The organism is Pseudanabaena sp. FACHB-1998 (assembly GCF_014696355.1).
Classification (GTDB): domain Bacteria; phylum Cyanobacteriota; class Cyanobacteriia; order Pseudanabaenales; family Pseudanabaenaceae; genus Pseudanabaena.
Window position 1 is genome coordinate 78,857 of the sequence record NZ_JACJQA010000006.1, and the last position, 15,554, is coordinate 94,410.

General features: G+C 44.0%; 11 protein-coding genes. 8 read left to right on the forward strand and 3 right to left on the reverse strand.

Annotated features, from left to right (window positions below; all coding sequences use genetic code 11):
• Positions 1 to 202: 202 nt before the first annotated feature.
• Together H6F42_RS02880 and H6F42_RS02885 are read left to right on the forward strand one after the other, a co-directional pair.
• On the forward strand, positions 203 to 6,373 hold the full coding sequence (locus H6F42_RS02880) for a CHAT domain-containing protein (protein WP_190397855.1): 6,171 nt from the start codon (positions 203 to 205) through the stop codon (positions 6,371 to 6,373).
• A gap of 117 nt (positions 6,374 to 6,490) precedes the next feature.
• Entirely contained in the window at positions 6,491 to 6,961 is a 471-nt protein-coding gene (locus H6F42_RS02885) for a helix-turn-helix domain-containing protein (RefSeq protein ID WP_190397856.1), read from the forward strand.
• 38 nt (positions 6,962 to 6,999) lie between these two features.
• On the opposite strand, the gene H6F42_RS02890 is transcribed toward H6F42_RS02885, so the two are convergent.
• Positions 7,000 to 8,628, reverse strand: a complete 1,629-nt coding sequence (locus H6F42_RS02890) for a TolC family protein (RefSeq protein WP_190397857.1) — start codon at positions 8,626 to 8,628, stop codon at positions 7,000 to 7,002.
• Between the two features lie 287 nt (positions 8,629 to 8,915).
• On the opposite strand from H6F42_RS02890, the gene H6F42_RS02895 reads away from it, so the two are divergent.
• Positions 8,916 to 10,442, forward strand: a complete 1,527-nt coding sequence (locus H6F42_RS02895; protein WP_190397858.1) for a leucyl aminopeptidase — start codon at positions 8,916 to 8,918, stop codon at positions 10,440 to 10,442.
• Between the two features lie 179 nt (positions 10,443 to 10,621).
• A complete protein-coding gene (locus H6F42_RS02900) occupies positions 10,622 to 11,284 on the forward strand; it encodes a TatD family hydrolase (RefSeq protein WP_190397859.1) in 663 nt (220 codons plus the stop codon).
• Here the strand turns inward: H6F42_RS02900 and sbcD are convergent.
• Positions 11,246 to 12,538: an exonuclease subunit SbcD gene (sbcD, locus tag H6F42_RS02905; RefSeq protein ID WP_190397860.1), complete on the reverse strand. Its 1,293-nt coding sequence runs from the start codon at positions 12,536 to 12,538 to the stop codon at positions 11,246 to 11,248. The two genes, H6F42_RS02900 and sbcD, sit on opposite strands and share 39 nt — an antisense overlap.
• Before the next feature lie 348 nt (positions 12,539 to 12,886).
• On the opposite strand from sbcD, the gene clpS reads away from it, so the two are divergent.
• From clpS to H6F42_RS02925, 4 genes are all read left to right on the forward strand, one after another.
• Positions 12,887 to 13,195 carry an ATP-dependent Clp protease adapter ClpS gene (gene clpS / locus H6F42_RS02910; RefSeq protein ID WP_190397861.1) on the forward strand — a complete coding sequence of 103 codons (309 nt, stop codon included), beginning with the start codon at positions 12,887 to 12,889 and terminating at the stop codon, positions 13,193 to 13,195.
• Positions 13,196 to 13,801: 606 nt separating this feature from the next.
• A complete protein-coding gene (locus tag H6F42_RS02915) occupies positions 13,802 to 14,035 on the forward strand; it encodes a DUF2997 domain-containing protein (RefSeq protein ID WP_190397862.1) in 234 nt (77 codons plus the stop codon).
• An 86-nt stretch (positions 14,036 to 14,121) separates the two neighbouring features.
• On the forward strand, positions 14,122 to 14,508 hold the full coding sequence (locus tag H6F42_RS02920) for a DUF1257 domain-containing protein (RefSeq protein ID WP_190397863.1): 387 nt from the start codon (positions 14,122 to 14,124) through the stop codon (positions 14,506 to 14,508).
• Complete coding sequence (locus H6F42_RS02925) at positions 14,501 to 14,896, forward strand: ferredoxin (RefSeq protein ID WP_190397864.1); 396 nt, start codon at positions 14,501 to 14,503, stop codon at positions 14,894 to 14,896. Before H6F42_RS02920 ends, H6F42_RS02925 begins: the two co-directional genes overlap by 8 nt.
• A 191-nt stretch (positions 14,897 to 15,087) precedes the next feature.
• On the opposite strand, the gene H6F42_RS02930 is transcribed toward H6F42_RS02925, so the two are convergent.
• Positions 15,088 to 15,414 (reverse strand): RNA-binding protein, encoded by a 327-nt coding sequence (locus H6F42_RS02930; RefSeq protein ID WP_190397865.1) that lies wholly within the window; start codon positions 15,412 to 15,414, stop codon positions 15,088 to 15,090.
• Positions 15,415 to 15,554 lie beyond the last annotated feature (140 nt).

Sequence of the window (15,554 nt, forward strand, 5' to 3'; positions counted from 1 at the left end):
GAAGCTGGTGGCAGTACTTCGCACTGTCATCCATACTCTTATGGTTTCCTACCAAGACTGGTTATCGCTATACTAATCCGAACATATTATTTCACAGTCATCCAATATGTCTTTAGTCTGTAACAATCCAAACAACTCTTCAAATTTTAGCGTCTTACTAAAGGCAAATTGCTTGGGTGTTTTTGCTGTTGCTGTCAATTTTTTGACTATCCCCCTAGATGCTTATGCTCAGCTCGCAGTTGATGGTTCCACGGCAACAGAAGTAAGAGGAAGCGTAATTTCTCCCACAGGCGCAGGAACAGTCAACGGTGGCAATTTATACAATAGCTTTCAAGAATTTAATGTACCGGCTAGTGGAGTCGTTTTCAATACAGGGGGGGCTACGGTTGAAGGCAACAAAATTAATAACATCATCAATCGCGTCACAGGGGAAAATCCATCAGCAATTCTCGGCACAATTGAAAGCCGCCAAGCCTTTCCCAATGCCAATCTGTTTTTGCTCAATCCCAATGGAGTCATATTTAGCCCCAACGCTAAGTTAGATATCGGCGGCTCTTTTAATGTCAGCACAGGTACTGGATTAGGCTTTGATCAAAACCAGAAATTTATCGTAGATCAGAACTCTCTCAATTTTCCCAGTGGTGATCCTAAAAGTATTCAATTAGCAGTTAGCCGACCTGCGGCAATCATCAATCAAGGCAATCTGAGTGTTGCAGCGGGCAAGGATATTACCATCACCGCAGGCACTGTGATTAATTCGGGTAATTTATCTGCACCCAGTGGCAACGTGAGCTTGACGGCTGTATCAGGAAATAGTCAAGTGGAATTGCGATCGCCTGATCTGGTATTAAGTCTAAGCGTTCTTAAGAATGCTATCCCAACTAATTGGAATGGCACGATTTCCTCTTTGCCAAAACTAGCGGAATTATTAACAGGGCAAGCCGCCCAAGCTAATCAAGTTGTGGTTAAGCCCGATGGAAGTATTGCCTTGGTTGCTAGTCCTAGCGCCGCAGATATTGTGGTGAAGGATGGCATGGCGATCGCCTCTGGCAAGATCGACGTATCTTCTAATCTTGCGAAAGGTGGAAATGTTGGCATATTTGGGAATCAAGTCGGATTGGTTAATTCCTTGATTAATGCTTCTGGCAATACTGGTGGGGGGACGGTTTTGATCGGTGGCGATTTTCAGGGTAAGGGAATTGCGCCTAATGCTTTACAGACTTATGTGGATCGTAGTTCGCAAATATTCGCGAATGGATTATTAACTGGTGATGGCGGGAAAGTAATTATTTGGGCGGATCGTTCGACTCAGTTTTATGGGGCGATCGCGGCAAGGGGTGGCGACATATCAGGCAATGGCGGCTTTGTGGAAGTATCGGGAAAAGATAATCTCATTTATCAGGGTCAGACGGACACCCGCGCTATCAATGGCACAACAGGAACCCTACTTCTCGATCCTCAAAATATTAATATCGTCGCAGGTATTGATGCTCCTGCTCAATTAGCCGCTAACGATCAATTTGCCGATCCACCTACTCCTGGAACAAGCAACATTAATAATGGCACAATTAATGCAGCAACTTCTGACGTAGTTCTGCAAGCCACAAGGGATATAATTTTTGGCGCTCCAATTAATATTGCGACTTCGCGTATTGGCGTTACGGCTCAAGCTGGTAATAGTGTTTTTGTAACCTCTTCCATTACTACTAATAGAGGCAATGTTAATTTTACAGCAAATACTGGTTCCGCTCCAACAGGTTTAGGCAATATCTCAATTGGCAATGCTATTACAACAAATGGCGGGGCGGTCAATTTACAAAATAGCGGTGGCATTGGGGGCATTGGTATTGATGCTCCAATCACTACTAATGCTCCAATCACTACTAATGATGGGGCGATTGATATTAGGACTACCAATAGTTCTATTCAACTCAGAGGAAATCTTTCGTCTGGTGCAGGCGATATTAATGTAATTGGCAATGGTCAATCTGTTGGGATACAGGTGAATAATAGCGCTAAAATCTCTACTACCTCTGGCACAATCACACTCAATGGTACTGGTAGTAATATTACTAATGACAGAGTTGGTTTAAGTATAGTTGGCGATAGTTCTATTGAGATTACCTCAGGTAGTGGAAATATTAATCTCATAGGCAATGTTACCAATACTTTAGGGTCTAGTGGAATTGAATTCATCTCATTTGAACCTTCTAATCCTTCTGTTGGTGCTGGTAATTTAATAAAAATTCAAACCATCAGTGGCAATATCAATATCAGGGGCAACACGGCTAATCCTAACCAATTGGGTATCAATATTCCAAATCCGATTGGCACATTAACTATTGATAGTGGCTCAGGCAATTTGACGTTTACTAGTGATAGAAGTGTGTTCCCTAACATTGCTTTCAAGGGATCAGGGACTTTAAGCTTACAGCCCTTTAGCAATAATACTTCATTAGAGATTAATAGCGGTGTAACTAATACTTCAGGTGTCACCACGAAGGTATTTGCAGATAAATCATTCTTTGATGCTCTTGCGGCTAGTACTGGTACTAATGGCTTTACGAATATCGCAATTGGCAGCACGACAACCAGTAATCCAATCACTCTAACGACTCCCGTCAACCTAACATCTCCATTACAGTTAAATTCCAATAATGGCACGATCGCCTTTAGCAATACGATAGATGGTAATCAAAATTTAACTGTAAATGCTGGAACTGGCGATATATTCATTAATAATTCTATTGGAAGCACCACTCCGTTAGGCAATATCATTCTCAATAGTTCAGGAAGAACTATCTTTAACATTGCAATCAATGCCGCAAGCTTGACTACTGATGCAGTTGGAACTACTGAATTAGGCGCGGTTGTCACGACTTCAGGCACGCAAACTTTTAATGATGCTGTCAATCTCTTCAATCCAATTCAGTTAAATACGACTAATAGCGCGATCGCCTTCAATAACACAATTAATGGAATTAATGGAATTAATGGAAACCAAAATCTAAATGTAAATTCTGGAACTGGAAATATAACCTTTAATGGAGCAATTGGTAACCTTACGCCCTTAGGAAACATCATTGCTAATAGCTCAGGAATTACTAGATTTAACAGCCCAGTAAATGCAGCAAGCTTGACCACCGATGCTGTGGGGACTACCGAACTAAGCGCGAATATCACCACTTTAGGCACACAAACTTACAATGATGTCGTAACTCTTACAAGCCCCAATGCGGTTCAGCTAAATACGACTAACAGTGCGATCTCCTTCAATAACACAATTGATGGAAATCAAGACTTAAACATAAGCACTGGGACATCAAATATTACATTTAATGTTGCTGTCGGTGCGACAAGTGCTTTAGGAAACATCACTATTGATGCCACAAGTACAGCCATATTTAATAGCAGCATTAATGCCGCCAGTTTAACAGTTGGCAAGATCGAACTAAAGGGCAATGTTACGACTTCAGGTACTCAGACCTACAACGATACAATCACTTTGGTGGTTCCAGCACAGTTCACAACCACTAATAGCGCGATCGCTTTCAATAACACAATTGATGGAAATCAAGACTTAACCGTAAATTCTGGAACTGGAAATATAACCTTTAATGGAGCAATTGGAAACACCACTCCGTTGGGTAATATCATTCTCAACAGTTCAGGAATTACTAGATTTACTAGTCCTGTCAATGCCGCAAGCTTGTCTACTGATGTAGGTGGAACTACTGAATTAAATGCCAACATTACCACTTCAGGCACACAAACCTACAATGATGCTGTCAGTCTGATCTTTACAAGTGTCATTCCAATTCAGTTAAACTCTACTAATAGCGCGATTACTTTTAACAATAAGATTGATGGAGATCGAAGCTTAAATATCAATTCTGGAAATGGTAACATAACCTTCGGTGATGCAATTGGGATATTAGGAGTTCTCGCGACTAATAGTTCAGGAACTACCAGATTTAATAGTTCAGTCAATGCCGTAACCTTGACAAGCGGTGGTGGTGGAACTACTGAGCTAAATGCCAACATCACTACCTCATCTTTTCAAAATTACTTAAATTCTGTCAATCTCACCAATGCTGTTCAGTTAAAATCAGGCTTTTTGCTATTTGATGCTCCTGTTAATGGAGCCTTTGACCTCATCTTGAATACTAACACTCCTATTTTTGCCAATGCCGCGATCGGCAACACAACTCCTCTCGCTAGTCTAGCGATCGCCCCGACAAGCACACTCACAACCTCTAACGTGATTAACATAATTGCTAACGGCAATATCTCCACAGGGGCGATCAGCACTAGCACAGGAACGCCCATCAATACTAAATCAGTCTCTCTAACTAGTAATGCGGGTTCAATTAATGTGCAGGGAAACATCACGACCGCAAACCTCACGGGACAAGCAGCCAACGTCACCTTGCAAGCAAATCAAAATGTAACTATCGCAAATATTGACTCTAGGGGTAATACTATTCAGGGGGGAGCAGTATCACTGACTAGTCAAACTGGAAGCATAGCCACAGGCAATATTACCACTTCAGGAAAAGTTGGTGGAGAGATATTCTTCAAGGCATCTACAGCAATTAATGCAGGGATCATTAACTCTAGTGGAACTGACAAAGCAGGAAATGTGACTCTCGACCCTTTGCGTGATGTGGTCGTAAGTTCCATTGATGCCTCTAGCCTCATCCAAGGCGGCAACGTGAAGCTTGTAAGTACAGGTGGCAATCTGAGAATAACAGATTCTATTCTCAGCAGTCTTGTAGCTTCCTGTAACGGCTCCAGTATCTGCACCAGTGGCGGTACGGGTGGCACTATCTCTCTGCAAACTGGAGGGTTAAATCCCTTTATTGTCGGCAATCCTAACCCTAACGGTTCCGTCGGTATTTTAACCACAGGAATTTCCACCATTGCCTTAAATACAAGTATTCCCGTTGCTTTAGGGCAAACCTTTATTGAGGGAGGTATCTCCATCTTCCCCGGAACTCGGTCAGGAGGTTCTTCAGGAACTACTCCCTTTGAACCCCTACCTAAGACTTGTGTTGTATGTGATGGTAATAATAGCAGCAATAATGGTGAACAGAATAATAGCAATGGTGGTGTAATAGACACTAGCGACATAAACAAAGGAAATGCTGATAAAGAGTTAAGTGCAGGTAATCTCGACAAAGCATTTGTTTCAATTGAGAGTGCCTATGTTTCCGAGCTACAAGCCTTTTTAGGCAATAAAATTAACTCCACTGAGTTAACCCTCGACCAAACTCAGGATGAACTTGGGCGACTTGCCGATCGCACTGGTGATATCGCCACACTTATTTATCCAATTTTGCTCCGCGATCGCATTGATATTTTGGTGATTCCTCCTAAAGGAATTGGGGTTCCCTTCCGTCGTTCTTCTACAGCAGCAAATAAAGCTACTGTGGAAGCATTAATTACAGAGTACCGTAGTAATTTACAAAATCCTAATTCCAATGACTATCTAGAACAATCACAAGATCTCTATGACTTGATCATTCGCCCCATCGATAGTCAATTAACGGCGATGAAAACTCAGACCTTAGTATTTGTGATGGATGGGGGCTTGCGGGTAATGCCCTCTGCGGCTTTCTATGATGGCAAACAGTTTTTGCTCGAACGCTATGCGATCGCGCATATTCCTTCTTTCCGTGCTATTCGTCTCGAAGAGCGCGATCGCAAAACCACAAAGGTTTTGGCTATGGGTTTAACCGAAGCTGTGCAAGGATTTAGTGCGTTGCCCTCTGTGGATACTGAAATTAAAACTATTTCTTCTGATCTCTCCAAGGGCAGCATATTCTTAAATAAAGAATTTACCGTTAATAATCTGCAAAGCCAGCGCCAGCGAGGACAATATAACATTGTCCATTTGGGAACCCATGCTCAATTTGTCAGCAAAACGAGTAAGGATTCTTTCATTCAGTTCTGGGATAGTCGTTTACGTCTATCCGAAATTCCTAAATTGAACTTTAATAATCCTGTAATTGATCTGTTGACCTTGAGTGCTTGTGAGACTGCCGTAGGCAATAATTTAGGAATTGCTGGATTGGCGGTGGATTCGGGAGCGCGGAGCGTTTTAGCATCTCTCTGGCAGGTTTCGGATGCTGGAACTGCTCCATTGATGATTAGTTTTTATAAAGCTTTTCCTGAAGCCTTAAATAAAGCTCAAGCCATACAGAAAGCTCAAAAAAGTTTGCTGAATGGTACAGTCAAGCTTCAAGGTAATCAAATAGTAGGTATTGAAGGGTTTCCTAATATTTCTTTGCCTTTAGAAGTGGGTTCTTCTATCAACCTCAGTCATCCCTTCTACTGGTCTTCCTTCATTCTTGTCGGTAATTGGCTATAGATATAAATTTTCCCCAAAGAGAGATGCAGCGCTTCGCGCTGCATCTCTCTTTGGGTTTTAGCGGTAGTTATTAAGTCTACAGATGGTATAACTTTGGTGATAGGTTAGTATAAAAAAATGGCTGGAGTTTACAAACTAAACATCACCGAAAGTGTTGAAGAACTCAAGCAGATCATGAAAAAGCAAAAAAATCCATCCGATAAGGATCGGGTACAACTGCTGTATTTGCTCAAGAGTGAACAGACAAAAACGGTACAAGATGCGGCAAAAATGCTAGGCAAGCATCGAGTTACAGTACAAGAGTGGCTAAAGTTGTACCGCGATGGTGGAATTATCGAATTGCTTAACCACAAGCCGCGCGTCGGTCGCAAGCATAGTATTCCGCAATGGGCTCAGGATGCTTTAAGCCAACGCTTGCAAACGGGAGAGGAATTTAAAAGCTACCACGAAATTTGTCAATGGTTAGAAAAGCAATTGGGAATCGTATCAACTTATAAGACGGTGCATCAATTAGTGAGATATCGTCTCAAAGCCTTGCCCAAAGCATCACACACTACTAGCCCTAGTAGTACTTCGGAACAATCATAAAAATAAAAAAGCCTTGCAAAGCAAGGCTTTTTTACTTTTTAAAGCCCGCTAACGGCACGTTCCAGATTAGCGCGAGACTGGTTATAGCCAATGATCGCTTGGACTCGGTTAACATCGGCGCGAGTGAAATCCGACTCAGCATTAATCACTTCAAGCTGTGTGCCAACTCCAGCGTCAAGACGCAATCTAGCCAAACGTAGAGCCTCTTCAGCTTGCTGCACGGCTTTGGTGGCGGTTTCAATTTGCTGACGACGCGATCGCTGATTGATAAAGGACTCTTCGACATCATAGCGAGCTTGGCGAGCCGCTTGCTCAAAGCGACTTTCGGCTAAGGCTTGATCGGCTTTAAACTGATCCACCTGAGCCGAAGCTCTGCCCCCATCGTACAGATTCCATTCCAGTCTTGCGCCCAACTGATAGCCCGTGCCGATGCCCCCGCCACTCGTAAATTCAGACGCAGTATTCACGTTAGCAAAGACACTAACTTGGGGACCCAATCGGGCAAGGGAAGTATTAGCGCGATCGCGGGCTACTTCCCGCTCCAGCTTACGAGTATCTAATTCGGCGCGATTCCTGACAGCAAGAACGATGGTTTCCTCTAAAGGCAATTTCCATTCGGATACAGGTTCGATTTTATCAGCAGCCGTAATTTCCACGGTGGGCGGATAGTTAAGCTGGCGGGACAATTCGCGTCGGGCGACCAATTGCGCGGCTTCAGCATTAAATAAATCTTGTTTTGCATTAGCTAGTTGGACTTCTGACTGCAAAACGTCAAATTTCGTCCCAACCCCTGCCCTTTCCCTTGCTTGGGTGTCCTTCAGACTCTTTTCCGCATTTTCCACGGCTTTCCGTCGAATGCGAATGGTTTCATCGGCATTTTGTAAGTTGTAGTAGCCAGTAACAATTCCTAAGCGTAGAGCTTGCCTAGCCCGATTTAGATCTGATTCAGCAATGCGTAAGTTATTTTCGGCTACGCGAATTGTGTAATCATTAACGCCAGAGTCAAAGAGGTTATAGGAAACACCTACAGTACCCGAAAGCGGATTGCTGATGGTGTTACTGGATATATTACCTGTGCTATTTGTACTCCTATTAATATTGCTCAACCTTGATTGGGCGGAATCGTTGTAGCTATATTGCAAGGAACCTGTAACAGTTGGCGATCGCCCTGCCTCGGCTTCGGCTAGAGCCGCACGGGCGCGATCAATTGCAATACGGGCTTGAATCCAATCCGAGTTAGTTCTTTCGACTAAGTCCAGCAGTTCCTGAAGCGTGACTGCTTTGGTGTTCTCTAACTTAACTTGGCTCGGTGTGGTAGGTACAACTAAGGTCTGCGAGGGATCGAGCTTTCCGGGGGCGGATACAGAAGCGCTGGGTAAGACTCTCGCGGGTTCTGTCGAGCTAATGAGTACAGGCTGCGATCGCTTAGTTTCTTGATTGTCTAAGGTTACAGGAATTGTTAAAGCCTCTGGGGTTAATACCTCTGGCTTCGCTGCAACTTTAAATTCAAATATATTAGTGGATGAGGTTATTTGGGTGTCAGGCTCTAGGACGACCTTGGTAACAGGGCGTAGAGGTATTGTAAACTCTTGAGCATTGGCTGTCCAAGCTGGAATCAGAAGCGATACACTCGCACCAAGCGTCAACCAACTGGAAGAAATTCGCATAATCTAGTCCGTTACTCCTCGTATCTAAACTGCCGCCAACATAACTTACTTTCAGCATCTTCTGATAGCACACACATCACAATCATCATCCAATCGGGTAGACATATGGCAAGTGTGGGTAACCTAAGTAGCTTTCAGATTGTAGTATAGCGACAGACATTTTAGTTTAATACATAAAATCTAAAAGAGTGAGACATTGTCCTGCTTAAGTCGCCACAGAAAGGCGGCTAAGAACTCACGTTAATATAGATTTAATAATGCGACACAATCTATAGACTCTATACAAAATGAATATTCTTACATCAGTAAATACGGCTCAAGTTTGGCAGGGAGATGCCTTAGCGATCGCCGTTTTTGCTAGTCCTAAGGACAATGAATCATCCGAAAGTACCGCACCCAAAAAATTTAAGCTATCTGAGGCGCTAGGGAACTTAGATGTCAAGGTTTTGGGCTGTACTTTAACGGATTTAATTACAGAATCAGAATTTACGGGAGAAGTGGGATCGTCGGTCAGTGGTCGCGTCGGGGTAGATTATGCGATCCGTAAAGTCATGGTGATTGGCTTGGGTGATCCTGCTAAAACCACGGTCGATGCTTGGCGCAAGGCAGCCGCAACAGCCGCAAAATGGGCGAATAAGGAGAAGGCGAAAACCTTAGCCCTATCTTTTCCGAGCTATAACCAAGATGTCAGCACAACCACGCAAGCGATCGCGGAAGGTGTTTTATTAGCCACGCACCAAGATAAGCGCTTTAAGTCTAAAAATGCTCAACCTTTAATTTTCGAAAAGGTGGAAATCTTAGAAACTAATGCTGAAGTGGGAGATCCTGCGATCGCTAAGGCGCAACAAATTGTGGATGGGGTGATCTTGGCGCGAGAATTGGTCTCCGCTCCTGCCAATATTGTTACACCGATTACGCTTGCCGAAACCGCAGTGGCGATCGCCTCAGAATCGAACTATTTCACCGCCAAAATTCTCGAACAGGCTGATTGTGAAGCGCTGGGCATGGGCGCATTTCTGGGCGTAGCCAAGGCTTCAGACATTCCGCCTAAGTTTATTCATCTCACCTATAGCAATGGCACACCGAAGCGCAAACTGGCGATCGTTGGCAAGGGTTTAACCTTTGATTCGGGTGGCTTAAACCTTAAAACAGGGGTTGGCAGCAGCATCGAACTCATGAAAACCGATATGGGTGGTTCTGCCGCCGCTCTCGGTGCAGCGAAGGCGATCGCCCAGCTTCAGCCCACCGATATCGAAGTGCATTTCATCGTAGCAACTTGCGAAAATATGGTTAGTGGTCGCGCCATGCGTCCGGGAGATATTCTCACCGCTTCCAATGGCAAAACCATTGAGGTAAATAATACCGATGCCGAAGGTCGCTTGACCCTAGCTGATGCCCTTGTCTATGCGGATAAACTTGGTGTCGATGCGATCGTTGATTTGGCAACCTTGACTGGGGCTTGTGTGGTGGCTCTCGGCGAAGATATTGCGGGAATGTGGTCGATTGATGAGGCTTGGGCTGAGGCGATCGCTAAAGCTGCGAAGGACGCTGGTGAAAAGTTCTGGCGGATGCCCCTCGAAGATCCCTATTTCGATCAATTGAAGTCGGTAGTTGCCGATTTTAAAAATACTGGTTCCCGTGCAGGCGGCGCAATTACGGGTGCATTATTCCTGAAGCAATTTGTGGAAAAAACAACTGCTTGGGCGCACCTTGATGTGGCGGGTCCTGTGTGGACAGAGCGCGAGTCTGGCTATAACAATGCTGGCGGCACTGGTTTTGCCGTCAGGACTTTGGTTAATCTGATTATTAATTAAAAATACAAGGTGCGGCTTAATAACCCCAAGAACCCAAATAAGCTGATTCGCCCGCGAAGCGGGCGAATCAGCTTATTTGAGTTTTATATTTGATCATGCCTCCCTACGTATAAGGTGCGGCTTTGCCGCACCTTATACTTTTAATTATGGGTGTGGCTTTGCTATACCTTCTAAATTTTATGTTTATTGATTTTCATACCCATAGCGATCGCCAAGATCCTGAACTGCTCAATTTGCAAACCCTGCATGTTACCCCTGAATTAAGCTCTGAAGAGTTACCAACTTTTTGTAGTTTGGGTCTGCATCCTTGGTTTGTGGAGGAAAAATCTTGGGCAGAATCTTGGGCGAATTTAGAGCTTTTAGGGCGATCGCCACAGGTAATCGCGATCGGTGAATGTGGATTAGATCGGCTGATTCCTTTGTCATTGGAAGTGCAAATCACCATTTTTCAGAAACAGATAGAACTTGCTGAGGTATTACAAAAACCTCTCGTAATTCATTGTGTCAGAGCCTTTGCGGAATTAATTGAACTAAAGAAAAAAACTAAACCTTCAGTTCCTTGGATTATTCATGGATTTAACAAAAAGAGCGAAGTCTTGCAGCAATTACTGCGCCATGATTTCTATTTCTCCTTTGGTGCAGCAATTTTAAGCGATCGCTCTCCGTTACATCAGGCGATCGCCACTATCCCTGATGGCAAATTTCTCTTAGAAACTGATGATCGCCATGATCTGAGCGTTAAGCAAATTTATGAGCGAGTTGCATCGCTGCGGCAAGTATCATTAACCACTTTGCAAGCACAATTACTCGAAACTTATTACCAATTGACTCGCCTGAGTTGAATCTGGGGTTAATGCAGGATCTAGCCCATCCATTCCCAAACCAATTTCGCTCAGTAATTCTTGAGCCGCATTTAACATCTCAGGCTCCAGATTTTTTAAATCTTCGCGAGTACTTAGATAGGTTTTGAGCGCCGTCATCGGATCGAGGGCTTCGGCAGTACTGAGTTCTGGTAAACGAGTGCGAAGATTTTGGCTGACCACTTCAGGAATGAGGGCGTAATTATGAGCGCGTTCCATCGCCTCATGCAACAGGCGATCGTCAATTAAAGCCAACTGTTCAGCCTTAATTTTGTAGATTAATCGGGCGATCGCCTGTTCAATTTTTCCTTTCTGAATCGACTTAAGTAACTTTCCCTGCGGATCTTCCGATTGAGTAACATCCACTTCAATCGTCCGAAAAGCACGGGTAGGAATTGCACAAAATTCAAACTTGACATTTCCTTTTTCTACTTCTAACCAGCAATAGCCCTTAGCTTCATTCTCTTCGCCAAAGTCTACCCGCTCAATGCTTCCGGGATAAACCACAAAGGGCTGAGTAGCCAAAACCTGATGGCGATGCACATGACCAAGCGCCACATAGTCAAAAGCCTCACGGGTCAGCATAGATAGAGGAATCGTAAACCCTTTGCCTGCCGCCAAAAATCGTTCTGCGCCATAGGTTGCCGTATCCACCATCACATGTGCCAATAAAATCGTGGGTAACTGCGGATCGAGTTGGCGAATTTCACCTTCGAGAACCACCTGTAAGCGATCGATCAAGAATTGACTCACTTCACTCATTGAGAATCCTTCCGTTTCGGATTTTGTGAGCAAAGTCGATCGCGTAATCCAAGGCAAAGTAATAATTTGAATAGCTCCCGCCTGAGTGGTGATGCGATGGGTGGCGATCGTATCGCCGACGGTGAAATTTGGCACGGCGAGACTGCGATAAATGGCTAAGCTCGCGCCACCGATACCCTGTGAATGCTGATCGTGATTGCCCACTAATAACACGGTCGGAATCCCCGCATCCGCAAGGCGGCGAAATTGCTTTGCAAAAGCTTGCTGCACTAAAGGCGGCGGCGTAGCATCAGGAAAGGCATCCCCCCCAAAAAGCACTAAATCGGCTGGCTCATTCACGGCGCGATCGATGCAAAGGGTCAAAGCTGCCACAAAGTCCTCTAGGCGAGTGTTCAACCCTGTTTGGGGATTTACCTTGCCGTGAGTGGTACTGCCAAGATGAATATCAGAAAGATGCAGAATTTTAATAGCCATATGTTCTAAAGCGATCGCTTATATAGCTGTGGTCACTAAATCAAAACCCCAGAAGACGAATTGCGGCGCGAAGCGCCGCAATTCGTCTTCTAGTTTCAAGAATGGCAACAGTTATACATAGCAATATAGTTGCCACCAAGGGGATTACACCAAAAGAGAGGTACGGCGCTTCGCGCCGCACCACCGATCCTTGGATGGGATGGGAGTAAGACAAGCGACGGAATCTATACCACAGGCAAAGTCAACCCCAATTGGGGTTATTAAAAAATCCATAATTTTAAGATTTATCACCATATCCAACTACAGCTAAGTTTGAGATAATCAAGCAGTAATGCTTTTGTTGAAATTATGGCTATTTTTGCTGCTGTTCAAACTCCCGAAAAAGTTAAAGATACCGTGAGAGAGGTAGTACGCAAGCCTTATCCAAAGTATAAGGTCATTGTGTTAGACGATGATTTTAATACCTTTGAGCATGTCTCAGATTGCTTGATGAAATATATCCCCAATATGAATGAAGAGCTAGCTTGGGAATTAACTAATCAAGTGCATTATCAAGGCTTAGCGATCGTTTGGGTGGGACCAATGGAGCAAGCGGAGCTTTATCACGCACAACTTAAGCAAGCGGGATTAACGATGGCTCCCCTTGAGCCTGAGTAAGGGTGTTAATTTTTAATTTTGTCTACGGCAAAATTAAAAATTAAAATCTATTTCTTGAGTGGGAAGGGAGTAAGCGCAATTAAAAAAGCTCAGCCTATTCCCTGTTAAGGTCTAAGTAGCTAGGCATAATTAATTACAAATCAAAACCCGTAAAGTTGCGCCCCGTAGGGACGCAACTTTACGGGTTTTGGTAATTTTGATTTTGCACGAGCCCTTACCTTCACGATGTTCCTATACGATCGCCCAAATCCGCGATCTATAGCAATGTAAGTTTTGCTTAGGACATAAAACCCAAAAAGCAAGTTGCGGCGCGAAGCGCCGCAACTTGCTTTTTGGGTTTTGGTTTGTACTGGCTAACTCTTGTTTTGCTATACAATTTCCCTTAGAAAAGACTATGCCTTAAGATATGTCTTGAGGATATTTAGCACTAATCAAAAAATTTAAAATAAATTTAATTAATTTATAAAAACCTGAAAATCCTTGCTAATCATTGCGATCGCTCTATTAAACACATCAGAAAAGCCTGTTAACTTTGCCGAGCTAACTTCTTGACGTTTATATAAACTTTGAGTCAAACTGTCTATTAATTTAATAGCTAGAACCAGCATGGAAACTCTGGAATTTATTATCTACCCAGACGGACGAGTCGAAGAACGTGTGACTGGTATTGTCGGTTCTAGTTGCGCTGAAGTGACAGCAGCGATCGAAGCACAACTCGGCATCGTGGCTCATCGAGAGTTAACCTCCGAAAACTTTGCTCAGCAGCAAGTCATATCTCAGTCGTCTACGCAACTCGATCGCGTGTCAGACATGGGCGATTCCCGATTTAGTCAGTGGTAGTAACACAGAAAAATCCAAGGTTTCACCAGATTAAAATACAAAATTTCCGTCCATTTGCCGTTTAGATAGAAGTTAGGATATACCCTATGTCACATTTTAGCCAAGTAAAAACCCAAATTCGTAGCCTAGAGCCACTTCAGAAGGCGCTCACCGATTTAGGAGTGAACTGGAAATCAGGAGCATCTCCCATGCGTGGACATCAAGGTGCAACCACTGAGGCGGAACTGGTAATTGAGCAAGATAATGGCTATGATGTGGGCTTTCAGTGGAATGGCTCCGAATATTCGCTAGTTGCCGATATGCAGTTTTGGCAACAGCCTTGGACAGTTGAAAGCTTTTTAAGAAAAGTCACGCAGCGCTATGCGATCGCCACAGTCATGAGCGAATCTAAAAATCAAGGTTTCTCCCTTTCTGAACAGCAGGTACGCGAAGACGGCTCAGTACGCCTATTCCTACAGCGTTGGAATGGATAACTTCTCCGATCATGCTGTCGTTATTACCAGCTCAGAGCCAGAAATGCGCGATCGCTCTGGCTTTGAGCCAGAACTTGGTGGTGAGCTAAGGCAAAATGCAATTTTTGTAGATGAGACAGTATGTATCGGTTGCGGTCATTGCGCCCACACAGCCAGTAGCACCTTTTTTTTAGAAGAAGACTACGGACGCGCTAGAGTGATTGCCCAAGATGGCGATGAACAGGACTTGGTACAAGAGGCGATCGACACTTGCCCCGTTGACTGCATTGCTTGGGTTAGCTATAACGATCTAAACAAACTAGAAGAAGCCCGAAAACATCAAGTTATTCAAAACTTAGGAATTATTGGTGATGGGGCAGCCCTAAGACGCGCCCTTAATACCCAATAAAAAGAGAGTTACAGCGCAAAGTGCCGTAACTCTCTTTTTATTGCAAAGTAAGAGTTAGCCAGTACAAACCAAAACTCAAAAAGCTAGTTGCGGCGCGAAGCGCCGCAACTAGCTTTTTGGGTTTTATGTCTTAAGCAAAACTTACATTGCTATATAAAAAAGGGGATGCCAAGCATCCCCTTTTTTATGGATTAGTAACGACGACCGCCACCGCCGCCAGAAGGACGACCACCGCCCTTAAATCCGCCTCTACCACCACCAAAGGAGTCAGAGCTTTCACGGGGCTTAGCCTTATTTACCTTGAGAGAACGACCCATCCATTCAGCTTCATCTAGAGCTTCAATGGCTGCATCTTCTTCATTTTCCGCAGTCATTTCCACAAAAGCGAAACCGCGTGGGCGACCAGACTCGCGGTCAATCGGTAAATGGACGCGCGTAATTTTGCCATATTCGGCAAATACGGCTTTTAAATCATCTTCTGTAACCTCATAAGAGAGATTACCAACATAAATAGACATAATACTTGCTTCAACAATCAGATATGTGTAGAGATAGAGATTTCGGAAAGAAGCCTGCCACGATGAAACAGAAGACAACTGTCAATACTGAAAACAAACATGCGATCAAGAAATACTCATCCGCACATATTCTAGCGCAG

Coding starts and splice junctions, on each gene's coding strand:
- H6F42_RS02890 (WP_190397857.1), bottom strand. CDS start 8,628: ATGCGAATTTCTTCCAGTTGGTTGACGCTTGGTGCGAGTGTATCGCTT.
- H6F42_RS02900 (WP_190397859.1), top strand. CDS start 10,622: ATGTTTATTGATTTTCATACCCATAGCGATCGCCAAGATCCTGAACTG.
- H6F42_RS02920 (WP_190397863.1), top strand. CDS start 14,122: ATGTCACATTTTAGCCAAGTAAAAACCCAAATTCGTAGCCTAGAGCCA.
- H6F42_RS02930 (WP_190397865.1), bottom strand. CDS start 15,414: ATGTCTATTTATGTTGGTAATCTCTCTTATGAGGTTACAGAAGATGAT.
- sbcD (WP_190397860.1), bottom strand. CDS start 12,538: ATGGCTATTAAAATTCTGCATCTTTCTGATATTCATCTTGGCAGTACC.
- H6F42_RS02895 (WP_190397858.1), top strand. CDS start 8,916: ATGAATATTCTTACATCAGTAAATACGGCTCAAGTTTGGCAGGGAGAT.
- clpS (WP_190397861.1), top strand. CDS start 12,887: ATGGCTATTTTTGCTGCTGTTCAAACTCCCGAAAAAGTTAAAGATACC.
- H6F42_RS02885 (WP_190397856.1), top strand. CDS start 6,491: ATGGCTGGAGTTTACAAACTAAACATCACCGAAAGTGTTGAAGAACTC.
- H6F42_RS02915 (WP_190397862.1), top strand. CDS start 13,802: ATGGAAACTCTGGAATTTATTATCTACCCAGACGGACGAGTCGAAGAA.
- H6F42_RS02925 (WP_190397864.1), top strand. CDS start 14,501: ATGGATAACTTCTCCGATCATGCTGTCGTTATTACCAGCTCAGAGCCA.